This window comes from Haloarcula mannanilytica, assembly GCF_005406125.1.
GTDB classification, from domain to species: Archaea; Halobacteriota; Halobacteria; order Halobacteriales; family Haloarculaceae; genus Haloarcula; species Haloarcula mannanilytica.
On sequence record NZ_BIXZ01000002.1, the window covers coordinates 609,071 to 633,384 of the forward strand.

General features: G+C 61.7%; 24 protein-coding genes. 18 read left to right on the forward strand and 6 right to left on the reverse strand.

Features of this window, described 5'->3' with window-relative positions; genetic code table 11:
- Positions 1-58 precede the first annotated feature (58 nt).
- From Harman_RS10335 to Harman_RS10355, 5 genes are read right to left on the reverse strand one after another with little or no spacing between them, the layout of a single operon-like run.
- Positions 59-922 (reverse strand): CheF family chemotaxis protein, encoded by an 864-nt coding sequence (locus tag Harman_RS10335; protein ID WP_137683696.1) that lies wholly within the window; start codon positions 920-922, stop codon positions 59-61.
- Between the two features lie 59 nt (positions 923-981).
- Positions 982-2,214 carry a HEAT repeat domain-containing protein gene (locus Harman_RS10340; RefSeq protein ID WP_137683697.1) on the reverse strand — a complete coding sequence of 411 codons (1,233 nt, stop codon included), beginning with the start codon at positions 2,212-2,214 and terminating at the stop codon, positions 982-984.
- Between the two features lie 6 nt (positions 2,215-2,220).
- On the reverse strand, positions 2,221-3,030 hold the full coding sequence (locus Harman_RS10345) for a CheR family methyltransferase (RefSeq protein ID WP_137683698.1): 810 nt from the start codon (positions 3,028-3,030) through the stop codon (positions 2,221-2,223).
- The gene (cheA, locus tag Harman_RS10350) at positions 3,027-5,018 is read right to left on the reverse strand and encodes a chemotaxis protein CheA (RefSeq protein ID WP_137683699.1); all 1,992 of its coding nucleotides are present in this window, start codon (positions 5,016-5,018) and stop codon (positions 3,027-3,029) included. Before cheA ends, Harman_RS10345 begins: the two co-directional genes overlap by 4 nt.
- Before the next feature lie 2 nt (positions 5,019-5,020).
- Entirely contained in the window at positions 5,021-6,124 is a 1,104-nt protein-coding gene (locus Harman_RS10355) for a protein-glutamate methylesterase/protein-glutamine glutaminase (protein ID WP_137683700.1), read from the reverse strand.
- 170 nt (positions 6,125-6,294) lie between these two features.
- On the opposite strand from Harman_RS10355, the gene Harman_RS10360 reads away from it, so the two are divergent.
- The 17 genes from Harman_RS10360 to flaJ all read left to right on the forward strand — a co-directional run bounded on the left by Harman_RS10360 (position 6,295) and on the right by flaJ (position 21,675).
- Positions 6,295-6,729: a chemotaxis protein CheW gene (locus tag Harman_RS10360; protein ID WP_137683701.1), complete on the forward strand. Its 435-nt coding sequence runs from the start codon at positions 6,295-6,297 to the stop codon at positions 6,727-6,729.
- Between the two features lie 88 nt (positions 6,730-6,817).
- Positions 6,818-7,543: an RAD55 family ATPase gene (locus Harman_RS10365; RefSeq protein WP_137683702.1), complete on the forward strand. Its 726-nt coding sequence runs from the start codon at positions 6,818-6,820 to the stop codon at positions 7,541-7,543.
- Positions 7,544-7,699: 156 nt separating this feature from the next.
- Positions 7,700-8,035, forward strand: coding sequence for an ArsR/SmtB family transcription factor (locus tag Harman_RS10370; RefSeq protein ID WP_137683703.1), 336 nt, complete (start codon positions 7,700-7,702; stop codon positions 8,033-8,035).
- 83 nt (positions 8,036-8,118) lie between these two features.
- On the forward strand, positions 8,119-8,394 hold the full coding sequence (locus tag Harman_RS10375) for a DUF7521 family protein (protein WP_008307830.1): 276 nt from the start codon (positions 8,119-8,121) through the stop codon (positions 8,392-8,394).
- A 317-nt stretch (positions 8,395-8,711) separates the two neighbouring features.
- Positions 8,712-9,317 (forward strand): archaellin/type IV pilin N-terminal domain-containing protein, encoded by a 606-nt coding sequence (locus Harman_RS10380; RefSeq protein ID WP_137683704.1) that lies wholly within the window; start codon positions 8,712-8,714, stop codon positions 9,315-9,317.
- Positions 9,318-9,407: 90 nt separating this feature from the next.
- Positions 9,408-9,977 (forward strand): DUF7500 family protein, encoded by a 570-nt coding sequence (locus Harman_RS10385; RefSeq protein WP_137683705.1) that lies wholly within the window; start codon positions 9,408-9,410, stop codon positions 9,975-9,977.
- Positions 9,978-10,023: 46 nt separating this feature from the next.
- Positions 10,024-10,506, forward strand: a complete 483-nt coding sequence (locus tag Harman_RS10390; protein ID WP_137683706.1) for a hypothetical protein — start codon at positions 10,024-10,026, stop codon at positions 10,504-10,506.
- On the forward strand, positions 10,503-12,518 hold the full coding sequence (locus tag Harman_RS10395; RefSeq protein ID WP_137683707.1) for an NAD(P)(+) transhydrogenase (Re/Si-specific) subunit beta: 2,016 nt from the start codon (positions 10,503-10,505) through the stop codon (positions 12,516-12,518). Before Harman_RS10390 ends, Harman_RS10395 begins: the two co-directional genes overlap by 4 nt.
- Before the next feature lie 75 nt (positions 12,519-12,593).
- Positions 12,594-12,953 carry a chemotaxis protein CheY gene (gene cheY / locus Harman_RS10400; RefSeq protein WP_004515265.1) on the forward strand — a complete coding sequence of 120 codons (360 nt, stop codon included), beginning with the start codon at positions 12,594-12,596 and terminating at the stop codon, positions 12,951-12,953.
- Entirely contained in the window at positions 12,954-14,171 is a 1,218-nt protein-coding gene (locus tag Harman_RS10405; protein ID WP_137683708.1) for a chemotaxis protein CheC, read from the forward strand.
- Positions 14,171-14,692, forward strand: coding sequence for a chemotaxis protein CheD (locus Harman_RS10410; protein WP_137683709.1), 522 nt, complete (start codon positions 14,171-14,173; stop codon positions 14,690-14,692). Before Harman_RS10405 ends, Harman_RS10410 begins: the two co-directional genes overlap by 1 nt.
- 273 nt (positions 14,693-14,965) lie before the next feature.
- Complete coding sequence (locus Harman_RS10415; protein WP_137683710.1) at positions 14,966-16,603, forward strand: FlaD/FlaE family flagellar protein; 1,638 nt, start codon at positions 14,966-14,968, stop codon at positions 16,601-16,603.
- On the forward strand, positions 16,587-17,024 hold the full coding sequence (locus Harman_RS10420) for a flagellin (RefSeq protein ID WP_137683711.1): 438 nt from the start codon (positions 16,587-16,589) through the stop codon (positions 17,022-17,024). The genes Harman_RS10415 and Harman_RS10420 overlap by 17 nt, the downstream gene beginning before the upstream one ends.
- A gap of 1 nt (position 17,025) precedes the next feature.
- Positions 17,026-17,478, forward strand: coding sequence for a CARDB domain-containing protein (locus Harman_RS10425; protein WP_137683712.1), 453 nt, complete (start codon positions 17,026-17,028; stop codon positions 17,476-17,478).
- On the forward strand, positions 17,475-18,236 hold the full coding sequence (locus Harman_RS10430; RefSeq protein ID WP_137683713.1) for an ATPase domain-containing protein: 762 nt from the start codon (positions 17,475-17,477) through the stop codon (positions 18,234-18,236). The genes Harman_RS10425 and Harman_RS10430 overlap by 4 nt, the downstream gene beginning before the upstream one ends.
- A 14-nt stretch (positions 18,237-18,250) precedes the next feature.
- The gene (locus tag Harman_RS10435; protein ID WP_137683714.1) at positions 18,251-19,924 is read left to right on the forward strand and encodes a type II/IV secretion system ATPase subunit; all 1,674 of its coding nucleotides are present in this window, start codon (positions 18,251-18,253) and stop codon (positions 19,922-19,924) included.
- Between the two features lie 2 nt (positions 19,925-19,926).
- Positions 19,927-21,675: an archaellar assembly protein FlaJ gene (flaJ, locus tag Harman_RS10440; protein WP_137683715.1), complete on the forward strand. Its 1,749-nt coding sequence runs from the start codon at positions 19,927-19,929 to the stop codon at positions 21,673-21,675.
- Positions 21,676-21,942: 267 nt separating this feature from the next.
- Here the strand turns inward: flaJ and Harman_RS10445 are convergent, their stop codons facing one another.
- The gene (locus Harman_RS10445) at positions 21,943-23,040 is read right to left on the reverse strand and encodes an aminopeptidase (protein WP_137683716.1); all 1,098 of its coding nucleotides are present in this window, start codon (positions 23,038-23,040) and stop codon (positions 21,943-21,945) included.
- A gap of 263 nt (positions 23,041-23,303) precedes the next feature.
- Between Harman_RS10445 and gnd the strand changes: the two genes are divergently transcribed.
- Entirely contained in the window at positions 23,304-24,203 is a 900-nt protein-coding gene (gene gnd, locus Harman_RS10450) for a phosphogluconate dehydrogenase (NAD(+)-dependent, decarboxylating) (RefSeq protein WP_137683717.1), read from the forward strand.
- Positions 24,204-24,314 lie beyond the last annotated feature (111 nt).

The following is a 24,314-nucleotide window of genomic DNA, read 5'->3' on the forward strand; positions in this document are numbered from 1 at the left end:
ATGTCCCTCTTGTGGTACGCTATTCCGCTACCCACGATAGATCAGGGTCAGAACGCTGCTACTGGTCTGCCATCGCATCGCTCGCGATAGATCGCCCGCGAGCTTCGAGCTGGACCTCTCGGCGCGTCCGGACCGGTTCGAGGATGTCGGCCTCCATCAACCGGTCGTACACCTCTTCGACTTCTTCGATCTCCATGTCGACGAACTCCGGAATCTTGAACGGAGAGATGCCGGAGTACAGTGCCATCAGAACCTGGGTTTCCTTGTCGGAGAGATCCACGTCGTCGGCGATGTTGCGCTGCTCGCCCTGCCGGACGAGTCCCTCGATGAGCGAGACGTGGCGGGGCGTGCCCGAGATGTGCGTCTCGACGCTGGTGCCCTCGATGGTGTGTTCGACCTCCAACAGGGGCCGCTCGTCCCCACGGATGGTCTTTTCCTTGGACTCGACGGTCCCTACGTCGTCGATGTCCAGTTCGACGAACATGCCGCTGGTGATGGCCAGATTGATGCAGTCGCCGTCGAGTTTGAGCCGGGCCTTCTCCCAGCCACCGTCCTGAACGACGCCGCCTTTGACCGCGGGATGGTTGACGAGGACGACGGTCTGGTCAAGCAGCGTGCTGTAGAGTTTCTCCTGGAACTCCTCGGCCTGCTTCGCCGAGATGAGCGTCACGTCTCGGCCCGCCTGTATCTTCATGTAGCTGTCGACCTGTGCGAGGGGCTGGTTCATCTGGCTGGCCGTGACGCTGCTGACCTTCGACAGCGGGATGGTCCGCTTGCCGTCGTTGGTCGCGAGGACGAGGCGCTTGTTCGAGAGGAGCACCCGACCGGGTAGCCACTCGATGTCGTTTCGCTTGCGCCCGTCCGAGACGACCTGGACGAACTTCCCCTTCGTATCGACCAGTGCGTGTTCTCCGTCGCTCATCGGTTAGCTAGCTATCGCTCTCGTGTACGCCCCGCGGCGTCTTAATCCACTCGGACGATTCATCCGCGGCCACCGAGCTTCGAGATGGCCGAGAACGCCTTCTTCCGGATCACGTCGTGTTCGGTCTCGTCGATGAGTTTATCAAGCGTCTTCCGGGAGCGCTCGCCGCCGACTTTCCCGAGGGTGAAGATGGCCTGCCCTCGGATTTCGGGGTCGACGCCGTCATCTTGGACGATTTTGAGCAGCCGCCGCTCCACCATGTTGTCGTCGTCGCCGAGTTCGGCGAGGCTGGTGGCGGCGAACTGCCGGAGCATCTGGTCGTCCTCGCCGAGCGCGTCGACGAGTGATTCGATGACCCGGTCCCGCTCTTCCTGACTGGTGACCCGGCCCAGCATCCAGGCGGTGTTGCGCCGCTGGGCGGCCTGCGTGCTTTCTTCGAGAATCTCGACCAGCGGCACGACGACGCTCCGGTCGTCCGTGTTCGAGAGCTTCTCGACGACGGTGTCCCGTATCTCGTGACTTTGATCGGTCGGGACGTTCGACAGGAGTTCGATGAGCGAGTAGACGGCCGTCCGGCGGACGGCAGCCGACTCGTCCGAGAGCGCTTCGATGAGGTAGTCGACGGGGCGGTCGTTGCCGAAGTTTCCGAACGCGCCGACGGCGATGCGCCGGACCCGTTCGTCGTCGTCCTCGTACAGCGGCAACAGCGCCTGGAGCGCCTGCCGGTTCCCGATGTTCCCCAGTGCGTCCGCCGCCTCGCGCCTGACGGCGGCTTTGGGGTCCGTCAGCACGTTTTCCAGCGGCGTCGTCGCCCGCGAGTCGCCGATTTTCCCGGCCGACCGGGCCGCTCGCGCCCGCACACGCGGGTCGGAGTCCCGAAAGCGCTCGGTGAGTTTTGGGACCGCGTCGGCCTGATCGAGATTGCCGAGACCGTTCGCGGCCGCCATCCGGAGTTCCGGCACGTCCGAATCAAGCACCTGCATGTACGCTTTCGCCTTCACCCAGTCGGCGGCGTCGTCTTCGAGGTCGACGCCGGCCATGCTCCCGATGAGTTGCGTGATCGCGTCGTCGCCGAGTTCGTCCAGCGAGTCGATTGCCGCGCCGGTGACCGCGTCGCTGTCGCTTTGGGCTGCGTCCACGAGCGCGTTGACCACGTCGCGGCGGTCGTCGTGGTCGTCGAAGTTCCCCAGTAACTCCGCGGCGCGGGTCTTGACCCGCTCGTTGTCGGTCTCCCTGAGGAGGCGGATGAGTTCCTGTGCCTTGCCGTCCCGTTCCAGTTCGTAGAGGCTCATCGGTCGCTACACTCGCCGGTAGATCCGGTGTCGTTTGTCGACCGCTTCGAAGGAGTCCCGACACTCCGTCGGCAGCGTCTCGGTCATGCCGATCATGAGATAGCCGCCCTCCCGGAGGGACCCGCGGATCGTCTCGAAGATGGGGACCTTGAACTCCGAATCGATGTAGATGAGGAGGTTCCGGCAGAACACCAGGTCGAAGTCGCGTTTGGGGTCGCCCCGGATGAGGTCGTGTTGCTCGAAGGTGACCATCTCCTTGACCCGGTCCCGAACTTCGAATGTGTTACCGTCCTGCTGGATGTATTTCGTGTAATCGTTCAGCGGTTCCAGCTCCTCGGCGATATCTGTCGTCTGGGAGGTCGCGTAGGTTCCCTTGCGGGCCTCTTCGAGGATGTCGGCGTTGATGTCCGTCGCCGTAATCTCGATCTTACGGGCGTCGATTTCCGGGTCGTCGAGCGCCAGCATCGCCGCCGAGTACGGCTCCCGGCCGTCGGCACTCGGGGCCGACCAGAGCCTGACGGTACGGTTGTTTTCCGTCAGCTCCCGCAACACTGGCCGTAATTGCTCCCACGCTTCCGGGTTCCGGAAGAAGCCGGTGACGTTGATCGACAGCGAGTCGAGCAGCGCCTCGCGCTCGCCGTCGTCCCGTTCCAGCAACCGCTGGTAGGACTGGTAGCCCTCGGTGTCGGTCCGACGCATCCGCGCGGTGATGCGGCGGTCGAGATACGAGTCGTTGTAAAAGCCCGATTCGAAGTCCATCTCGTCGCCGATGAACTCAACGAGGTCCTCGAAGGTGCGTTCGCTGCCTTTGTTCATAGGGTCACCACGTCGAGGATGTGGACGATGTTCCCGTCACCCAGCACGGCCGTCCCCGAGAGCCCGGGCGTGCCCGAGAGGATGCCCTCCAGTGGCTTGACGACGACTTCCTCCTGGCTGTTGACCGAGTCACAGTGGAGCGCGACCTGGCGCTCGGACTCGCGGATGCGGACGAGCATCCCGTCGCCGTTGGCCGTCTCGCCCTCGATGTCGAAGGTGTCGTCGAGGTGGATGACCGGGTAGATCTCGTCGTTGTGCTTGATGACCTCCTGACCGTTGACCTGCTTTGCGGCCTCGGTCCCCGTGATCTCGTCGACGTTCTTGATCGGGACGCCGTACTCCTCGCCGCCGACCTTGACGAACAACACCTTGACGATGGCCATCGTCACCGGCAGGCGCAGGGAGACGGTGGTCCCCTCGCCCGGCTCCGAGTCGACGTTGACCGAGCCGTCGAGCTGGGACACCGTGTCGTGGACGACATCCATGCCGACGCCGCGCCCGCTCGTGTCGGTCACCTCGTCGGCCGTCGAGAAGCCGGGGTGGAACACGAGGTCGTAGATGGCCGAGTCGTCCATCGCGTCCAGTTCCTCGGGCGAGCGGACACCCTTCTCGATGGCCTTGTCTCTGATCCCTTCCACGTCGAGTCCGGCCCCGTCGTCCTCGACTTCGATGATAACGTGGTCGCGCTCGCGGGAGGCCCGGAGCGTGATGTGGCCGGTGCGTGGTTTGCCCGCCTGCTCGCGCTCCTCGGGCGGCTCGATGCCGTGGTCGACGGCGTTCCGGAGGATGTGCATCAGCGGGTCCGAAATCTCGGTGAGGATGGTCCGGTCGAGTTCGATGTCCTCGCCCTCGATTTCGAACTCGATGTCCTTGTCGAGTTCGCGTGCGAGGTCACGCACGAGCCGCGGGAACTTCCCGACGACCTTCTTCAGCGGGATGAGCCGCATGTCCATCACCGTGTTCTGGAGGTTCGCCGTGATCTTGTCCAGTTCGTTCAGCGTCTCGCTGGTCGAATCGAGGTTATTCTGTTCGACGCCCCGCCGCAGTTTGATGCGGCTGGTGACCAGCTGCTCGACGAGCCCGTGGAGGTCGTCGAGCTGGTCCACGTCCACGCGGACGGACTTGATCTCGTCGACGCTGTGTTCCTCTTCGGTGTCCGGGTCTGGGCCGGAGTCTGAATCCGAGCCCGCGTCGCTATCGTCGACAGCACCGGAGCCGGTGTCTGTGTCGCTTCCCAGTTCGTCGGTCACGTCGGTCACGTCGAAGCTGTCGACCTTTCCGGTCGTCCCCAGTTCGGCGTCGACGGTGGCTGCATCGGGACCGTCGAGGTACAGGACGAACGTGTCTTCGAACTCGCCGTCCTCGATATCGGCCCGGCTCGGACTCGAATCGAGAATGTCGAACCGCCCCTCGATGGACTCGACGGCCAGCATCGAGTCGACGCCGAGCATATCCGACTCCCCAACGTCGATCTCGGCCTGTAGGACCCGCCCGTCGACGGCGGCTCCGCCGATGTCGGCATCGGCCACACTGGCCTCCGTGGTGAGCGAGTCGTCGTTGTCCGCGGGCGCTGTTTCCGCAGCGGGTTCGGCGTCGTCCGCGGCGACGGCCCCCTCTTCGAGAACCGCGCGGAGCTCACTGACCATCTCGTCGGTTTCCGTTCCCGATTCGCCGTGTTCCTCGATCTCTCCGACGATAACTTCTATCTGGTCGACGCCGGCAAAGATGAGGTCCATCAAGTCCGGCGTGACCTCCATCTCCCCCTGGCGCATCTCGTCGAGCAGGTCCTCCATCGCGTGCGCGAGATCCGCCGCGTTGTCAAAGCCCATCGCGCCGAAGTTGCCCTTCAGTGTGTGGGCTGTCCGGAATATCGAGTCCATCGCCTCCGTGTCGGAGGGGTCGGATTCGAGTTCGAGCAGTGAGTTGTTGAGTTCGGTAATCGCTTCCTCGCTTTCACGGATGAATGCGTCTAGATACTGGTCGTCCATTGTCAGGTCACCTCAGTAGTAATCGTGTCGATAATGCCGTCCGCAATGTCGCCGATAGGCAAGACAGTGTCCACACAGCCCGTCTCGACGGCACGCTTTGGCATGCCGTACACCGCGGACGTGGCCTCGTCCTGTGCGATGGTCTCGCCGCCGGCCTGCTTGATCCGTCGAATCCCGTCCGCACCGTCCTCGCCCATCCCGGTGAGGATGAGGCCGACGAGCGGGTCGTCGATGGTTTCCGCGGCCGTCCGCATCGTCACGTCGACGGCCGGACGGACGCTGTTGACCGGCGCGTCCTGTGTCAGCTTCGTCCGCAGTCGGCCGTTCCGGTAGTTCTTCACGACCATGTGCTGGTCGCCGGCCGCGACGAGTCCCTCGCCGCCGCCGATGCGTGCCCCGTCCGTGGCCTCCCGGACCTCGTACTCGCTTCGGGTGTTGATCCGCTCGGCGAACCGGCCGGTGAACCCCTCCGGCATGTGCTGGATGATAAGCACCCGAAGGTCGGCCTCGATGGGGAGCCCCTCCATCACCTGTTCGACCATCTTCGGGCCGCCGGTCGAGGAGCCGATGACGAGCGTCGGGTTCGCGACGTATGTCGTCTGGCTTGCCGCGGTTCCGGCCCCCGTCCGGTCAGTAGTCGAACCGCCGGCCGCCGTCGACGCTGTTCCGCCGCTGCTGGTTGTGCTGCCTTTCGTCGTGCCTACGTCAACGGCTGCGACAGACACGACTATCTCCACGAGCTGGTCTTTCAGACGCGACATCTCCATTGATACCTCACCGCCGGGCTTGGTGAAGAAATCGACCGCGCCCTTATCGAGCGCCTCGAACGTCACATCGGCGTTTTCGTCGGTGTGAGCCGACAGCATCAACACCGGTGTCGGACACTCCGCCATGATGCGCTCCGTCGCCTCGATGCCGTTCATTACCGGCATCTCGACATCCATCGTCACGACATCCGGTTCGTGCTCGATGACGGCCGACACTGCCTCCTCGCCGTCACGCGCCTGCGCGACAACGTCGATACCGCCATCGCTGAGGATATCAGAGATGACACTCCGCATGAAGTGAGAGTCGTCTGCGACTACGGCGCGGACACCGTCTGCCATGTCACCAACGCTCCCGTCCGACAGGAAACATCGGCGAACGCGACATCCTCATACCTACTTCCAATTCGCGGTCGGCCCCGAAATAAATACTCCGCCCACGTAATCAAAGTTGATAGCCCAGCAGGCACCTTTATGCGCCCCTGTCCGCGACAGTGTGGATAAGAACCGCTATGGCAGCCCAGTCAGCCACCACCGGCCAGGTACTCGAGTTCCAGCTCGGCTCGGAGACGTACTGCGTGAGTATCGACTACGTGACTGAGATCGTCGACATCGGCGAGCTCACGTCCGTTCCGAACGCCCCACCGCACGTCCGGGGCGTCATGGACCTGCGCGGGCGCACGACATCGATTGTTGACCCCAAAGTCGTCTTCGGCATCGAGGACGAAGGCTCCGAAAAGCGCATCATCGTCTTCGACCCCGAAATCGTCGAGGAACAGGGGGCGGCCGGCTGGCTCGTCGACGAAGTGTACCAAGTGGTCCAGGTCACGCCGGAACAGGTCGACCAGTCCCCCGCCAACGACGCCGGCTCTATTCGGGGCGTCATCAAGCGAGATGACAGTTTCGTTATCTGGGTGGACCCTGCCGTCGTCCACGCTGGTGACTGATTCCGGTTCTCTGAGCGACATACCAGCAAGACTTTTTAACATTCCCGACAGACAAGTATCTAATCAACTTCCAGTTCCTACCGAAACTATGATTGAGCAAACTAAAACGGGGATCGAGGGCCTCGACGGCATCTTGAACGGCGGCATTGTAAAGAACTCGACGACACTGGTAAGTGGCAACCCCGGAGCCGGGAAATCGATTCTCTGTCTCCAGTATATCTACAACGGCGTCGAAAAGTACGACGAGAAAGGGATCTATCTCTCCTTTGAGGAAGACGAATCGGACCTCCGGGAAGCCGCCGAATCTATCGGCTTTGAGAACTGGCAAGAACACGTCGATAACGGCGATATCAAGGTGTACGACAAGCAGGTCCTCCTGCGCGAGAACGACTTTACTTCCTCGCTTGATATCCTGCTTGAAGAACTCGAAGACGGCGATTACGACCGGCTGGTGCTTGACTCGCTTGCCATGTTCGAACTGTTCTTCGAAAACGAGAAGGAGAAACGGACGTACCTCCTGAAGTTCACCGACATTCTCAGTGACAGTGGCCTCACGACGCTGATGACCAACGAGCAAGGGGCCGTCTTCCCGGACACCGAGATCGGACTGGAGAACTACCTGACCGACGGCAACATCTACCTCATCCAGACGCCGACCGACACTGGCGTCAACCGGTACGTCTGGGTTGCAAAGATGCGAAAACAGAACATCGAGACGGACATCTATCCGATGGAGATCAGCCACGGCGGTATCGATGTCCACGAGAACGCCAGTGCCTTTTCGATGATGAGCGAGGAAGAATCACCAATTTGAGGACAGGAACTGGCCATTATTACTCCGTAGAACGGCGGGTACAGACGCATAGAACGCCGTTCCTACACGACTCCCCCGGAACGCGTGTTTGTCTCTCATGCACTCGATATCACAGGCGATAGCTTTATTATCGACTGAATTTATGATTTGATAACGATGGATTCAGGGGAGATTCTTCAGACGCTTGGCAATAAATACAGTGCCGAGATTCTCGATGCGACGGACGAACCGGTCTCCGCACAGGAACTCAGCGACGAACTCGGGATCCCCATTGCGACGTGTTATCGACGGATCGACGAACTGACAGAACATAACCTCCTGGAACTCCACGACAACATCCTCTCCGACGACCGCCGCCGTATCAAAGTGTACCGGCGAAACGTCGACGAAGTCCGGGTCGATTTCGAGGACGAACTGACGGTCCACATCGAGGAACGGTCGGAAGTGACCAACAAGCTCGACGAGGCGTGGCGGACCCTTTCCGAGCGGTAGAGCGGCTCAAACCAGCGTTATCACGAGAGATATTTTCGAGCGTGGATTTAATACCGGGTTCGCTGTAGCCATGCATAGTACTGATGATAGAACTTCTCTACGCCATTTCGACGCTGGTGTTCGTCGTGGCGGGGCTGACAATGGTCGGGATGGCCATGCGGGCGTATGTCCAAACGTCCCGGCAGGCGATGCTCCACCTCTCGGTCGGGTTCTCGCTGGCGATTGCGGGGGCGGCCGCCACGATGATTAGTGCGTTTATCAACGACTTCGAGGGCGTGCGGTCGCTTCTGTTGGTCAACAGCGGCCTCACGACGTTCGGCTATCTGTTCGTGATGTACAGTCTTGTCACGTACGAGTGACCACCTGCCCTTCGAACACTACTGTGATCGTTCCAGTCGTATCTTCGTACGCGAACGCCCGTGGCCCGGCAGCCCGTAGGTAAGCTACTGTATAGCTCTCATTTCTACCATTGATAGCGCTGTTTTGACTGTCTCAAATATGATTTCCAGCGACCAGGAGCGCCCCTACAGTTACAGACCTCGTCTTACACTCTCTACAGCAAGAAATAGTCTCTATAACCGCTCAAACACTTGTTATCAAGAGCTATAATTTGGGGGGAGGTATTATTACGAACGAAAAGAACGGTAGGGTAGGGTCAGACAGACCCGGATCAATAATGCTAACGGAACTTACGAACGACGACGACCGCGGGCAGGTCGGTATCGGCACCCTCATCGTGTTCATCGCGATGGTGCTGGTGGCGGCAATCGCTGCGGGCGTCCTGATCAACACGGCTGGCTTCCTCCAGAGCAGTGCGGAGGAAACCGGACAACAGAGCAGTGACCAAGTGACGAATCGGCTTGAAGTGGTTAACCAGGTTGGTACCGTAACGGGCGGTAATGTCGATACGGTCGATATAACTGTCAAAAAGGCACCCGGTGCTGGAAATATCGACCTGAGTACGACGATCCTCCAGTTTGTCCACTCAAGCGGCTCCAGCGACTTGACGTACGCAGAGACGGACAGTGGCAACGGTGAAGACTTCACTGTTACCAGCGTCCAGGATCAGGGTGGAAATTCCATCCAGGACCCGAACCCGGTTCTGAACGACCCTGCTGACCGAGCCAAGATCATCCTCGATACGGACGCCATCGTCGGTAACGGTGGATTAGCCGAAGGTGACACGGCTACCATCCAGATGAACACCCAGTCCGGCGGTACGACCCAGGTTCGACTGGTCGTTCCGGAGACCCTGTCTGGTAACTCCGCAGTCAGCCTCTAAGCTTTCGGATCTTTTCGTTTCGACGCGTTTCTTTTCTTGCTCACGGTGACCAGCGACGGAGTTATACGATAGCCTCTCACACTAGTACCTATGGCTCGGCGGTCAGACGAACCGAATCCGGAAGAGGGCAAGGTACTCTCGCCCGAAGAGCTCGATATCGCCGACGACGAGCACGTCACCGAGATCGACGAGGGTCGCTACGTCGTCTCGTCAGATGTCCGCACCGACGACTCCTACGGGAACCAGATCCAGTCGGATTCGGCGTCTGAACCGGCCCCCGAACCCGAACCGGAGCCGTCGACTCCCGAGTTCTCCGATGCGAACGTCCACGAGTGGCTCGCAGAACAGATGGCCGACTCGAACGCCAGATACGGCTTCGACGTGACCGCGAAGTTCGACGGCGATGTCGACCAGCAACAGCTCACCTCGAACGACATCGTCACCGTCTTCGAGAGCTTCATGCTCTGGTACGGTCGCCAGATGGACGGTTCCACACCGGTCGAAGAAGTGCTTGGGATCCTCCTCTCGGAATCGAACGTCCCGGTTCGCTATCCGCCAGCAGTTATCAAACAGCTCGTTCGGTCGACACAGCTGACGCCCGACGATTCTATCGCTGACCTCTTACAGGCCGTCGAGGACGCTGACGGGGCCGAGTTCTGAACGACGAGGGATTTAAATTCGGGCACAGCAGTGTGTAGGGTAGATCATGGTCCCGCGCCATCCGCCGACAGTTGTTGCCGTGGTTATCGTGGTAACACTGCTCGTGACGGGACCACTCCTCGGCGTCGACGCCGTCGAGACACAGCCGACGATTATCGGCGACGGGACGGCGTCGGTCAGCTCTGTAGACGTAGCCTCCTCGGAGATCCGGATCACGGACGGTCGGTTCGGTGCGGACGCGGCGTACCTCCGGGTCCCCGATGCCAGTGTGACCGTCGATGCCGTCTCAGGACGGCCGCGGCTACTGTATCAAGTCGATGTTCCTGCGCTCGATGTCTCCCTCGAAGACGAACAGGTATTGTCTGCAGGACAGACAGGGACGTACCGCCTTGCGCCCGGCGATAAGGGGCTTGCGCTGTCATTACCGGAGCAGGACACGTACCACGGGAGCGTTCGGATTCGGGTCCAGAGCTTCGAAACTGACGAGACGATAGTCACGGAAAACGTGACGGTTCAGGTGGAACGATGAGCCGAACCGTGAGACGCTTTGGAGACCGCTGCCGACGGTTCGGGAAGTCCGTCTTCGGCGACCGCTACGGCTACGTTCTCTGGCTCGGCCTGCTCGTGACGTTCGGACTCTACTGGCGCGTTGGCATCTTCATCACCGACACGTACACCACGGCCAACACGCTCGTCGCGGTCTCGAACGGACAGCTCCACATCACGGAGACGCCCTACACGCTGACACTTGGCTCGCAACCGGGCCTGCATGAGTCAGGCAACAGACTCTACGGGCGCAACTACGGGCAGGTCCTTTTCGCCGCTCCGCTCGTCTGGGCGTTGCAAGCCCTGTCGGTGTTCGTTACGCCGCGGTTACTGGTCCTCGGACTCTGGTCGGGCACCGCTCTCGCTTTGGTGTCCCAACTCGGCGTACTCGGACAGCGACACACCGACATTGCTGAGCGGACGATCCTGTGGGTCGGCAGCGCTCTCGTTGGGACCCTGTTTCTGATCGGCGTCGCTACGGCGACAGCGCTCCCGGACACGCCGCTCCCGATAGCCGCGTTCCAGATATCGACGATGCTTGCGGCGGCGACGACCGGTCTCGTCCTCTATCGCCTCGTCGGACTCTGGCACGACCGCTCGGTCGCACTGGCGGCCGGTGTCGCGGTCGGTATCGGCTCGTCTATCGGGTTCTGGGCCTCGCTCCCCAAACGGCACGTCTTGGTGGGACTGCTAATACTGACAACGGTGTACCTGTTCGCTCGAAGCCGCGTTGCGTATGCTAACTCCGGATTCCGACTCGGACTCGGCTTTCGCGCCGGTGCGTATCTGACAGCCGGACTGGTCACCTGGACACACGCCTTCGAGGGGTTCTTTCTGGTGACGACGCTGGCTCTGGTTGACCTCATCACCGCGAGACGGAACTCCCTCCTGCATCTCGCTGTCGTCGGCCTCGCACTCTTCATCGGCTCGCTCCCGATGCTCGTGACGAACTACCTGATATCCGGCAACCCCGTTAAAACGCCGCGGTTGCTTCCCTCTGTCGGCGGTGCGAACGTCGAGTTCACACCAGACCTTGGCGGTGATGGGGGAACAACCGACGGTAGTGGTTCGGGCGGAACCGACGGCTCCGGGTCTACTGCTGGGGGTGAAGGATCTGGCGGAAGTGATAGCGGAACCAGCGGATCTGGTGGTGAAGCCAGTGACACTGGAACGCCAATTGTGACGCCCCTTCTCGGCCTGCTTGACCAAATGAAGGGTACTGTAGCACCTGCGATGGAATTTGTCACCAGGGCAGTTAGTCGTGGCATCAATGTATTGGCGACTCCGGACAGGATGTCTCAGATCTTCCTCAGGAGCGGCACCGCTTCGGGTATCAACTATGCCCCGAATAGCTACGAGGCAATCGAACTGACGATGCTCGAGTCCGTCCCGCTGTTCGGCGCGGTAGCGGCGCTCCCCGTCGTTCTGGTCCGAGTAGTCCACCAGCGGATACGGCAGTGGAGCGTCCTCCCCTCGCGGTACTCGCCTCGAACGCAGACCGATATGCTTGTTACAGCCCTCGCAGCCGTCTTCACGCTCATCTATCTGAGCCGCCTGCCATTGCACACACAGCTCACTGTCCGGTATATACTGCCGACGGTTCCGCTCATTATGTACGGCGTCGTTCGGATCCCGGCAGTACACGAGGCTGCCCGGGATGCAAAGCGATGGTTAGCCGGTGGGTACGTTACAAGTACCGTCGGCGGTCTCATCCTCGGGTTGGGTGTCGTCGCCGGACTCGACCTGGCGCTCGGGGAGGCAGTGCAGTTCCACGCGCTCGTCAATCTGGCCGGTGCAGCGATCTGTGGTGGTGCCGTACTGGGTCGCACCCTGGCTCCCGATCACGTTCCGTCCAGCGCCGTCGCGGTCGGCCTGGCGCTTCCCGCGGGGCTGACGACAGCGTACCTCCTGCTCTCGGGGCTCGTGTACTTCCAGTACGGCCCTTTCGCGCTCGATTTCGTCCGTGTTCTCGCCACGCATCTCCCGGCGGTGTAACCCTCTCTGATATCACACGCGATAATTTACGGGACACCTTTATCTAACTCATCACGATATGTAGCCTTGATAAGCATGCCAGACGTACTGATCGCCGACGATTCAGAGTTTATGCGTAACCTCCTCCGTGAGATTCTCGAAGAAGACCACGAGATCGTCGGGGAGGTCGAAAACGGCGTCGAAGCAGTCGAAGTGTTCAAAGAGGAAGGGCCGGACCTGGTTATGATGGACATCGTGATGCCCATCCGCGACGGGATCGAGGCCACAGACGAGATCAAATCGTCCAACCCCGACGCCAACGTTATCATGTGTACGAGCGTCGGCCAGGAAGAGAAGATGAAAGAGGCGGTGAAGGCGGGGGCTGACGGGTACATCACCAAGCCGTTCCAGAAACCCAGCGTGATGGAGGCTATCGAGGACGTAGTCCCGTCATAGATGAACGTCGATATTCAGTCGCTCGGTACCTTCAACCAACTCGCTCACGAGGGCGCGGAACAGGCCACGCAGTCGATGGGCCAGATGACGGGCATCGACGCCGTCGTCGACGTGACCAAGATCACGCTGCTGGACAGAGCGGATGTCGGTGAGGAACTGGTCGGGCGAGACTTCGTCGGCGTCCAGTTCTCCTTCGACGGCGTGCTGGAGGGCGATACTGTCCTCGCGTTTGACGTGGACAGCGCCGGGACCATCACGGAAGAGATGATGCCCGGCAGCGGCGACGACGAGGCGATGGCCCGGAGCGGTATCGAGGAGATCGGCAACATCATGATGAGCGGGTTCATCGACGGGTGGGCCGACTACGTCGGTGCGACCATCGACCATTCGCCGCCAAAGTACATCGAGGAGTCCGGTAGTGACGTGCTCCCTGATGCGCCCGAGAACGGCGACCATCAGCAGGTGTTCGTGTTCAAATCGGAGATCGAGTGGATCGACGAATCGGTGAATTTCTACATCTACATGCTCCCTGAGTACGAGTCGCTCACGGAGATGATGGTGGAGCACGTCGATACGGACGGCGATGCGATCCCCATCGACAAACTCCAGACGTTCAACGAGATGACGACAAGCGGCACCCAGCAGGCCGCGGACAACGTCGAGATGATGACCGGAATCCCGACGGCAGCGGAGGTGACACAGATCAGCTTCGCCCCCATCGAGGACGTGCCAAAGCAGATCGGCACGGACACGTTCGTCGGGACGGTCGTCGAGTTCACTGGGACGCCCAGTGGCTATCTCATGGTGTTGTTCGATGAAGTCTCTGCGATCAACGTCGCGGAGGCGATGATGCCAATCGAGATGGACAGCGAGGAGCTGACCGAGCAACACAAGGCCGCTATCGAGGAGCTGGGGAACATCATGACGAGCGGATTCGTCGACGGCTGGGCGAACGTCCTCCAGACTTCCGTCGAACACACGCCGCCGCGGGTCGTCCACGACATGGGGCGGGCGATCATGGACCCGTTGGCGGCACAGGTCGGCCAGCACCAGGAGCACGCCTTTATCATCGACTCCGAGATGCGGACCGACGACATCGAGTTTCAGGCTGAGATTCACGCCCTGCCCAACGAGAAAGAGTTGCGCGCCGCCCTCGACGACCTCGATGTCGAGCGGGCGACCGAGACGAGCGCGGACGTGGAACAGATCTTCAAATAATGAAAGTATACGATGGTAGCCAAACGGAGAGTGCTGCTCAGAGCACCCCGGAGCGCATCAAAGTCGGCATCGCGGAGTACAAGGTGACCACGGAGCCGGCCCTGCTGACCACGAGCGGGCTGGGGTCCTGTATCGGTATCGCGATACACGACCCACACAGCATGGTCGCCGGGCTCGTTCATGTGATGCTGCCGTCGGCGGCTGACATCGACGGCGGGAACAGCGCGAAGTTCGCGGACACGGGCGTCGAGGCGCTCATCGAGGCCATGGAGGACGCCGGCGCGTCGACGGACACCATGGAGGCCAAGATCGCCGGCGGGAGTGACATGCTCGATTTCTCCGAGAGCGGGTCCTCTATCGGCTCGCGCAACGCGGCGAAAGTGCGCGAGACGCTTGAGGAGTTCGGGGTCCCCGTCGTCGGCGAGGACCTTGGCGGCGATCACGGTCGCTCGGTCAAACTCGAAGCGGACACCGGCAACCTCGTCGTCAAGAGCGCGAACACCGAATCGAAAACGCTGTGAGTGGTGCGGACGATCTCGATTTCTCGTCACGCGCGTGAAACCGGGCGTCAGACGCCCGTAACCGCGTCAGACGGGCGGCTGCCGCTTGTCTGTCGGGGGCGCACCGAGACGGCTCTGTTCTCCGATTCGCGCTCCGAAATTAATCTGAAATGTAATTCGATAGTACTTGGATAGTTTATTTAGCGGATGTGGGACAGGAAAATGGGATATTATTATCAAATATGATACGCTAAGGGGAATATTCAAGGGTAGAAACAGCCTGGATTAGGAAAGATGAGTAGTCTCGCTCTCGTGCCACTGGCCCCAGCCGTCTCACCGGACTTGGTTGGTCTCGCTCCCGTCCTCTTTGTCCTGCTGACCGGCGGGCTGGTCGGTATGAGCATCAAGAACATGTTCGACTCGATCCTGTCGGACGACGAGAGCGGGGACGCGAGCGACGGCGGCAGCGACGAGATGGCCGACGGCGGCGGCCTGATGGGCGATGACGGCGGTGGCGGCGGTGACGACCTGGGGGGTCTCGGCGGGCTTGATGACGGTGGCGACGACATGGGCGGGTTCGGTGACGACGAGTTCGGCGACATGGAGGACGCCAGCGGCCCCGATACCGACGAGCTGGAACACCGCCTTGACGAACTGGAAAACGAGGTCGGCAGTCTCTCCTCGACGGTCAACACGGTGCGAACGGAAAACGAGAGCATCTCCGAGTCCGTTGAGGAGACCGAAGAAAACGTCCGGAAACTGCTGGATATCTACGAGATGGTCACCCGCGGTGTCAACCCCTTCGCCGACGATGTCGACGGCGGCATGGGCGGCATGGAAGGCGGCGGCTCCTTCGGCCTGTTCGACGACGACGGGAGCGACGAGACCGAGGAAGACATCGACGACGATGTCGCCAACGCCGACGCTGAGGGCTTTTTCGACGAGGACCTCACGGACGACGGCGGTGACATGTCGATGGACGACGGCGGTGTCGACGACATGTTCCCCGACGACGACGGCGACGATATGGGCGGCTTCGAGGACGATGGCGGGTCGTTCGACGAGGAGTTCGACGACTTCGACGACACGGAGGACGACATGAGCATGGATGATGGGATGAGCATGGACGACGGGGAGAGCATGGACGAGGACGGCGACGACGGTGACGGCGGCAAGTCGTTCGCGGAACTCAAAGACGAGTACGAGTCCGGCGACGCCGAGTGGGCCGAGGGCGAGGAGCCCGAGGACGAAGCGGATGACGAAGACCTGCTTGGCGACGAGGACGATGACTTGCTTGCCGACGAGGACGACGATCTGCTCGCCGAGGACGACGGGGACGATGCGGACGCGCTGGAAGACGACGATCTGTTCGACGAGGTCATCGATGACGACGGGCTTGACGACGGTGAAGCCGCCGCGGAAGCCGACCCGGAACCCGAGCCCGAGCCAGAGCCCGAACCGGAACCGGACCCCGAGCCGGTTGCGGAACCGGAGCCAGAACCAGAGCCCGCGACGACACAGACTGAGACGGCTGCGACTGACAACGACGACGGGTCGGCGGGGGACGACGAATCCGACGCAGACGCCGACGACGGCAAGCCGTACCTCTCGACGATGCCCGAAGGGTTCGCGGCGGACCTCATCATCGTCGAGTGGCTGGAGTTTCTGGTCCAGCACTCGGGCTACCGCGAGACGGCGCGGGCCATCGACTACTACGAGACCATCGACTGGATCGACGAGTCGGTCGCGGACCAGCTCAAGGAGTACCTCCGGGGCTTTGACGACGTGAGCGACACTGGGGAGGGGCTTTCTATCGACCACCACACGGAGAGCTTGCACTACATCTCACAGCTCGACAGTGACAGCGGCGCTGACGCCGTTGCGCTCTCGAAACTGGTGCGTGGAGGTGGTTCCGATGGGATTCAGCGTTAGCGGCTCGGCGGCCGTCATCTTCGTGGCCGCGTTCATCGGTTTCGGGATGTTCTACTCCGCTACCGCTAACAGCTTCGAGCGCGTCAACGACGCCCGCGAAGACCAGCGCGACCGACTGCTCGATCAGCAAAACACCGACATTTCGCTCGTGTCCGCGACGTGGAACAGCAGCGGCAGCGAGGACCTTGTCGTGACCGTCGACAACACCGGCTCGGAGACGCTCTCGGTCGAAGAAACCGACCTGCTCGTCGACAACGACTACCGCTCGAACTACGAAACGGCCGTCGACGGCGTGGGCTCGACGGATATCTGGGCGTCACAGGAGCGGTTAGAGATTACCGTCTCCTCGCTCAGCAGCCAGCCCGACCGGGTGAAAATCGTCACGGAGAACGGCATCGCCGACACGATGGTGGTGAGCTGACATGGCGAGCGTCTCCGTCTCACACCTGATCCTGTTCATCGCGTCGATGGCCATCGCCGCGAGCGTGGCCGGCGTCTTTACGAGCAGTATCGGCGAGCTGAGCAACGCCGTCTCTGAACAGGGACTGGACGTGAGCAGTGATGTCCGCAGCGATGTCGAAATCATCACCGACAGCGGTAGCGACACCACCTACGACAACACCGCCGAGACGATCACGATCCACGTCAAAAACACCGGATCAGAGACGTTAGCGCCAGTCCCCGGGCAGATGGATCTGTTCGTCGACGGCGCTTTCGCCACGGACTACACGGTGACGCTGGAACCCAATGGTGGGGACAGCTGGCGGCCCGGCGATGTCGTCCGCATCGAGATCACGCAGTCGCTGAGTGGCGGCGACCACCGCATCAAACTCATCGTCAACGGCGACGAGGAGGTGTTCGAGTTCAACACATGAGTATCGCAAGTACTGACCTATTCTCGCTTGGCCTGGACGATCACGACCGACTGAACAAGGAACTGGGCGGCGGTATCCCGCCGGGAAGTATCATCCTCGTCGAGGGTGACTACGGAGCCGGCAAGTCCGCCATGAGCCAGCGGTTCACCTACGGCCTCTGTGAGGAGGGCCACGAGGTGACCTACCTCTCGACGGAACTCACCGTCGGGAGCTTCCTCGACCAGATGCACTCGCTGTCGTATGACATGGTCGACCACATCCTCGACGAGGACGTGCTGTTCCTCCACGCCGATATCGGCGAGTCGAACGCGCTCACCGGCGGCGACGACCAGTCCGACCGGAAGGAACTCCTCAAGCGGCTGATGGAGGCCGAGGTGATGTGGGACGCCGATGTCATCGTCATCGACACCTTCGACGCCATCCTCCGGAACGACCCCAAGTTCGAGGCGCTGGTCCGGCAAAACGAGGAGCGACAGGCCGCACTGGAGGTTATCTCCTACTTCCGAGACGTGATCTCACAGGGCAAGTGCATCATGCTCACTGTCGACCCGTCGACGCTCGACGAGGAGGCTATCGGCCCGTTCCGGGCCATCGCCGACGTGTTCATCGAACTGGAGATGATCGAGGTCGGCAACGACGTGCGCCGGCAGATCAACGTCCTCCGCTTTGCGGGGATGGGCGAACAGGTCGGTGATACTATCGGGTTCTCGGTGCGTTCGGGAACCGGCATCGTCATCGAATCACGGAGCGTCGCCTAGAGGTGACCTAAGATATGACAGACCACGGACGTGCGAAACCATCGGACGAGCTTCGACAGATGGCAGCGCGGCGACCGCACCTGCGGGACCACCTGAAGAAGTTCAAGCAGATCACCGGTGAGTTCCCGATGCTCATCGACGAGGCCGACGACGAGTACGAGACGAACCGGCCGAACGTGCTCTACCCCGTGGGCGGCCCCATCTTCTGTCATATCTACGGCGACGTGGGCCAGGACATGAAGTACTACGCTATCGAGCCGGAACTCGATGAGGACGAGCGGGCCGTCTTCGGGAAGGTCCGGAACCGCCTGCTCCAGCGCAGCGTCAACAAGCCCGCGCCCGAAAACGAGGCCCAGTTCGACGACCGCATCGAGGAACTCCTACAGGAGACCACCAAAGTCCGGGACGAGGACAGCGACAGCGGCGTTCTCACGCGGCTCTCGAACCTGACCGACGTGAGCAGCGTCGAGGTTACACAGGAGACCTACGAGAACATCCTCTACCGGCTGAACCGCGATATCGTCGGCCTCGGCCCGCTCGAACCGGTCATGCGCGACCCGGCCAACGAGGACATCCACGTTATCGGCCGCAGCGAGTGCCACGTCGACCACGGGGTCTACGGCATGCTCGAAACCACTGTCGAGTGGCAGAGTGAGGAGGCCTTCGACCAGTGGCTCCGCAACATGGGTGAACGGATGGGTGACCCCGTCTCCGACTCGGACCCCATCGTCGACTCGACGCTGCCTGACGGGTCGCGTCTGAACCTCATCTACTCCGACGACGTGAGCCTCAAAGGCCCCTCGCTCACCATCCGTCAGGGCGACGAGGTCCCACTCTCCATCTTCCAGATTACCAAGTGGATGACGCTGTCGCCGCAACTGGCGGCGTATCTCTGGCTCTGTCTGGAGAACGAGCAGACGGTGTTCGTCGTCGGAGAGACGGCGTCCGGGAAGACGACGACGCTAAACGCCATCACCTCGTTCATCCCCGACGACGCGAAGATCTACACCGCGGAGGACACCGCCGAGGTGCTGCCCCCGCACAACACCTGGCAGCAGCTGCTCACCCGTGAGGGCGAAGACGAGGGGACCAGCATCGACATGTTCGACCTCGTCGCCGCCGCGCTGCGTTCCCGCCCGGACTACATCATCGTGGGGGAGGTTCGTGGCGAGGAGGGGCGGATGGCGTTCCAGGCCGCCCAGACTGGCCACCCTGTCATGTTGACCTTCCACGCGAGCGACATCGTCTCGATGATTCAGCGCTTTACGGGCGAACCGATCAACGTCCCCGAGACGTTCATGGACGTGGCCGACGTGGCGCTGTTCCAGAACCGCGTCAAACAGGGCGATCAGGTCCTGCGCCGCGTGACCAGCGTTCAGGAAATCGAGGGGTACTCGAAGGAGATGGACGGTGTCGTCACCCGGCAGGTGTTCAACTGGGACCCCGTCGAGGACGAGATCATCTTCCAAGGGATGAACAACTCCTTCGTCCTCGAAGAGCAGATCGCGACGCTGCTGGGGTACGAGGACACGCGTGACATCTACGACGACCTCGAGTTCCGCGCGAACCTCATCGAACGCGCCATTCAGGAGGGGATTCTCGGCTATCACGAGGTCAACGACTTCATCTCGGACTTCCAGCGCGACGGCGTCGAAGGGATACCGTTCAACATGGCCAGACCGGACTAACGATGGCACAGAGCGAAGCCGAGAGCGACCTCGACCTGACGATCACTGAGACGATACAGTCGCTCGTCGAATCCTATCGCCAGATGCCGATCCCGCTGGAGCGGTATCTCTTCATCATCCTGCTGCCCGCCGTCGCCTTCTTCGTCATCTCGACGGTCGTCGCCCTGGTGTTGAACCAGCCCCTCGCGGTCCGGGCACCCATCCCGCTGCTTGGCTTCCTGGTGATGGCCTCGGCGATTTTCTACCCGAAGATCCTCCTGAGCCAGCGCAAGCGCGAACTCAACAACCGGTTTCATCTGCTCATCACGCACATGACCGTGCTGGCGACGACGAAGATCGACCGGATGGAGGTGTTTCGCACCCTCGCCGAGGAAGACGAGTACGGCGAACTCGCCATGGAGATGCACCGCATCGTCCAGCTGGTCGACACCTGGAACCTGAGCCTCGACGACGCCTGCCGCCGACGGGCCAAACAGGTTCCCAGTCGCGCCGTCTCTGACTTCTTCGACCGTCTCGCGTACACGCTCGGGGCCGGGCAGGGACTCGACGACTACCTCCTGACTGAACAGGAGCAGATCATCCAGCACTACTCGACGGTGTACAAGAGCTCACTCGACAGCCTGGAGGTCATGAAGGACCTCTACCTGTCGATGATTCTCTCGATGACGTTCGCGCTGGTGTTTGCCGTCGTGCTGCCGGTTCTGACCGGGACGAACCCGACGATGACCGTCAGCGCCGTCATCGTGATGTTCGTCTTCGTCCAGACCGGCTTCTATCTCGCTATCCGCTCGATGGCCCCATACGACCCGGTGTGGTTCCACCCGGTCGACTATCCGTCGCCGATTGAGTCCAAACTCAACAAATCGATGGCCGCCGGTGTCGGGCTATCGATGCTGCTCGTGTTCATCACGCTGGGTGGCATGCTCGGCATCTCACCGATTACGCTGAACGACCTCTTTTTCATGTTCGACGAAGTGCCGCTGCCAATCTATGCCGCCGCGCCGATAACCCCGATGCTCATCCCCGGTATCGTCTTCCGGCAGGAGGAACAGCGTATCAAGAACCGCGACTCGGAGTTCCCGAACTTCATCCGCGCGCTCGGTGCGACCGAGGGCGCAAAGCAGTCGACGACCGGTGCGGTGCTTCGGACCCTCCGCAAAAAGGACTTCGGCGCGCTATCGCCAAACATCGACAACCTCTACAAGCGACTCAACATGCGTATCGAGCCGACGGCCGCCTGGCGCTTCTTCACTGCTGACTGCCGTTCCTATCTCATCCAGACCTTCTCGGAGATGTACCTCATCGGCCGCGAGATGGGTGGGTCGCCAAAGCAACTGGGCGAACTCATCTCCGAGAACATGAACCAGGTGTTGCAGCTCCGCCAGAAGCGCAAACAGGCGACGACGACGCTTGTCGGTCTGCTGTACGGGATGACCGCCGCCTCGACCTTTGCCTTCTTTATCGGCCTGCAGGTCGTCAACATCCTCGCGGATATGTCGCTCAATCTGAGCACCGGCAGCCGGCTCGACGCCGCGTCGCTGATCAACACCAGCGTCTACAACATCCCGCTCATCGAGTTCCTGCTCATCATTATCATCATGTTCGGCGCGATGCTGTCGTCGCTGATGATCCGGACCGTCGACGGCGGCCACAACGCCAACACCTACATGCACTTCGTGATGCTGTCCTGGATCGGGGCGATTACCGGGACGTTTACGAAGTGGCTGGTGTCGCAGTTCCTGTCCATCTGAGTAGTACCTTTTTACGTCACCCCCTTCCTCGCGCGCTCTCTGAGCGCGCTGCTGGGAGCGGGTTCGCAAAAATCTACACTAAAAACGACCTCCGAGTCGCGGCCTGTGGCCGCGCTCGGAGTGAAACCGCTCGCTCCGCTCGCGGTACATCCGCGGTTCAGCTCTGTGCAGACCTGCCCTTCCCCGGGTCGCGCCACGCAGGGCGCTCCCGGCCCACGGCACCGCGACAGCGACTCTCCGCAAGACGCCGCCGCAGTTCCGCGACAGCTACCCTTCGAACCCGTCTTCCCACCGGAACAGTCCGTTTCGCTGGATGACCTCGCCGTCGACTTCGAGGCGCGACCCCTCGCCCATCGTCGTGATGAGGTCCTCGTGGACGGCGCTGTCGTTGCCCGATTCGCCTTCGGGCAGGCAAGCGTCGTACGCGCGCCCGAGCGCGAGGTGAACTGTTCCGCCCATCTTCTCGTCGAAGAGGATGTTGTCGGTGACGCGGTCGACGCCGCGGTTCATCCCGATGCCGAGTTCGCCCAGTTGTCGGGACCCGCCGTCGGTCCCAATGATGTCGTCGATGACCGACTCGCCCTGCTCGGCCGACCAGTCGACGACGACGCCGTCCTTGAACGTCATCTCGACGTTTTTGACCCGGCGACCCTGTATCGTCATCGGCACGTCGAAAGTGACCACGCCGGCGGTGTCGTAGGGGGCAGTAAACACCTCTCCAGAGGGGAGATTGTGGGAGTCGTAGGCCACGCTAGCGGCGGAGTTGACGGCGATGCGGCCGTCGATGAACAGCGTGATGTCCGTGCCGTCGGCGACGATACGGACTTTTTCGCCGTCGTCGAGTATCTCTTTCAGCCGGGCCTGTTCTTCTGCAAGTGCCTCCCAGTCACGCAGCGTCGCGTCGTAGACGAAATCCTTGTAGTCGGCGTAAGCCATCCCGGCCTGCTGGGCCATCGCCCGCGTCGGATGCTGGGTCGATACCCACTCCGTATCCAGGCGCGCCTCCCTGATTTCCTGTCGCGCCGTCGAGTACGCCTGCCGACGGTCGCTGTCCACGCCAGCCGTCTCCGTTGTATTCCTCGACCCTTTCAAGAACAGCACGCTGTCAGCCTGTTCGTACAGCGCCAGTTCGTACTCGGGGTTCTCGGTGAACGACCCGTCATGGGCATTGAGGTAGGCCCGCGTGAGCTCGTCGGACTGGTACGTCGACAGCAGGTTCGCGCCGCGGTCGCCCAACTGCTCGGCCACGGCGACTGCCAACTCGTGGGCACCGTCCTCGACGGCCACGACCACGTCGTCGCCCGCTTCGATGCGAGCGCTCCAGTCGACAAGGGTCCGGGCGTGTTCGTGTATGCGGTCGTCCATATTTCCACCAGGAGCGGGCGGGTCAAAACGGCGGTGATCGCCGGACAGCAGCGTCTGGATTGAGTGTATTCCGTGTATTTTTTGCGTCCCCGAATTGAATTTCCCGGTGCAGTACGGGACAGGACTCGTGGCAGTTACTCTCTCCACGCCCGCGACAGCCGGTTGGCAACGGCACCATGACTGACGACGGCACGGCTGGTGTTCGTGCCACGTTTTTCTGACCGAACCGCAACCCCTACTTGTTCGCTCGGCGAGCCTCCGGTATGGAACTCGGTGTTATCGGACTCGGGCGGATGGGCCGAATCGTCGTCGACCGCGTACTCGAAGCCGGCCACGAGGTCGTGGTCTTCGACATCGACGAGGAGAGCGTCGCCGACGCGGCCGAAGCCGGCGCACAGCCGGCGTCGTCTATCGAGGATCTCGCGGAACAGCTCGGCTCGGAGAAACGTATCTGGCTGATGGTCCCCGCGGGGGACCCAGTTGACGCCGCGCTGGACGAACTGGCTCCGACACTCGACGACGAGGACATCGTGGTCGACGGCGGCAACTCCTTCTTCGAGGACTCGGTCCGACGCGCCGAGTCGACCGACGCGGCCTACCTTGACTGTGGGACCTCCGGCGGCCCCGCCGGTGCGGAACTTGGCTTTTCGCTGATGGTCGGCGGCCCGGAGTGGGCCTACGACGAACTGGTCCCCGTCTTCGACGCTGTGGCGACGGGTCCCGACGGCCACGACCGGATGGGACCCGCGGGGTCGGGCCACTACGTCAAAATGGTCCACAACGGCGTCGAGTACGCGCTGATGCAGACCTACGGCGAAGGCTTCGAACTGCTGGCAAACGGCCGGTACGACCTCGATCTGGAATCGGTCGCCAACACCTGGAACAACGGGGCCGTCATCCGCTCGTGGCTGCTGGAACTCTGCGAAGAGGCATTCCGCGAGGAGGGCAACGATCTCGGGACCGTGGCCGACCGCGTTGAGGGCGGATCGACCGGAACCTGGACCGTACAGGAGGCGCTCGAACAGGAGGTGCCGGTGCCGCTCATCTACCAGGCGCTGGCCGAGCGGTTCGGTTCGCGGGCCGACGACGGTCGCTTCTCGCGACGGCTCGCCAGCCGGCTCCGCTACGGCTTCGGTCGCCACGACGTGCCGCGGCGCGAGTAGGGTCTGATACGGATTACTGTAGATTATTTCCGGAGTACGCCGACCCGGGGTCGGCGGACACCGGTAAATTGCTACAATAATCCGTATGAATCATCGCGGCTGGATTTTTGC

What these genes read in the sequence shown, in the direction of transcription:
- Harman_RS10380 (WP_137683704.1), top strand. Translation starts at nt 8,712, where the DNA reads ATGCTAACGGAACTTACGAACGACGACGACCGCGGGCAGGTCGGTATC.
- Harman_RS10425 (WP_137683712.1), top strand. Translation starts at nt 17,026, where the DNA reads ATGGCGAGCGTCTCCGTCTCACACCTGATCCTGTTCATCGCGTCGATG.
- flaJ (WP_137683715.1), top strand. Translation starts at nt 19,927, where the DNA reads ATGGCACAGAGCGAAGCCGAGAGCGACCTCGACCTGACGATCACTGAG.
- Harman_RS10390 (WP_137683706.1), top strand. Translation starts at nt 10,024, where the DNA reads ATGGTCCCGCGCCATCCGCCGACAGTTGTTGCCGTGGTTATCGTGGTA.
- Harman_RS10420 (WP_137683711.1), top strand. Translation starts at nt 16,587, where the DNA reads ATGGGATTCAGCGTTAGCGGCTCGGCGGCCGTCATCTTCGTGGCCGCG.
- Harman_RS10415 (WP_137683710.1), top strand. Translation starts at nt 14,966, where the DNA reads ATGAGTAGTCTCGCTCTCGTGCCACTGGCCCCAGCCGTCTCACCGGAC.
- Harman_RS10395 (WP_137683707.1), top strand. Translation starts at nt 10,503, where the DNA reads ATGAGCCGAACCGTGAGACGCTTTGGAGACCGCTGCCGACGGTTCGGG.
- Harman_RS10360 (WP_137683701.1), top strand. Translation starts at nt 6,295, where the DNA reads ATGGCAGCCCAGTCAGCCACCACCGGCCAGGTACTCGAGTTCCAGCTC.
- Harman_RS10345 (WP_137683698.1), bottom strand. Translation starts at nt 3,030, where the DNA reads ATGAACAAAGGCAGCGAACGCACCTTCGAGGACCTCGTTGAGTTCATC.
- Harman_RS10335 (WP_137683696.1), bottom strand. Translation starts at nt 922, where the DNA reads ATGAGCGACGGAGAACACGCACTGGTCGATACGAAGGGGAAGTTCGTC.
- Harman_RS10435 (WP_137683714.1), top strand. Translation starts at nt 18,251, where the DNA reads ATGACAGACCACGGACGTGCGAAACCATCGGACGAGCTTCGACAGATG.
- Harman_RS10375 (WP_008307830.1), top strand. Translation starts at nt 8,119, where the DNA reads ATGATAGAACTTCTCTACGCCATTTCGACGCTGGTGTTCGTCGTGGCG.
- Harman_RS10445 (WP_137683716.1), bottom strand. Translation starts at nt 23,040, where the DNA reads ATGGACGACCGCATACACGAACACGCCCGGACCCTTGTCGACTGGAGC.
- Harman_RS10430 (WP_137683713.1), top strand. Translation starts at nt 17,475, where the DNA reads ATGAGTATCGCAAGTACTGACCTATTCTCGCTTGGCCTGGACGATCAC.
- Harman_RS10355 (WP_137683700.1), bottom strand. Translation starts at nt 6,124, where the DNA reads ATGGCAGACGGTGTCCGCGCCGTAGTCGCAGACGACTCTCACTTCATG.
- Harman_RS10385 (WP_137683705.1), top strand. Translation starts at nt 9,408, where the DNA reads ATGGCTCGGCGGTCAGACGAACCGAATCCGGAAGAGGGCAAGGTACTC.
- Harman_RS10370 (WP_137683703.1), top strand. Translation starts at nt 7,700, where the DNA reads ATGGATTCAGGGGAGATTCTTCAGACGCTTGGCAATAAATACAGTGCC.
- Harman_RS10365 (WP_137683702.1), top strand. Translation starts at nt 6,818, where the DNA reads ATGATTGAGCAAACTAAAACGGGGATCGAGGGCCTCGACGGCATCTTG.
- Harman_RS10410 (WP_137683709.1), top strand. Translation starts at nt 14,171, where the DNA reads ATGAAAGTATACGATGGTAGCCAAACGGAGAGTGCTGCTCAGAGCACC.
- cheA (WP_137683699.1), bottom strand. Translation starts at nt 5,018, where the DNA reads ATGGACGACCAGTATCTAGACGCATTCATCCGTGAAAGCGAGGAAGCG.
- Harman_RS10340 (WP_137683697.1), bottom strand. Translation starts at nt 2,214, where the DNA reads ATGAGCCTCTACGAACTGGAACGGGACGGCAAGGCACAGGAACTCATC.
- gnd (WP_137683717.1), top strand. Translation starts at nt 23,304, where the DNA reads ATGGAACTCGGTGTTATCGGACTCGGGCGGATGGGCCGAATCGTCGTC.
- Harman_RS10405 (WP_137683708.1), top strand. Translation starts at nt 12,954, where the DNA reads ATGAACGTCGATATTCAGTCGCTCGGTACCTTCAACCAACTCGCTCAC.
- cheY (WP_004515265.1), top strand. Translation starts at nt 12,594, where the DNA reads ATGCCAGACGTACTGATCGCCGACGATTCAGAGTTTATGCGTAACCTC.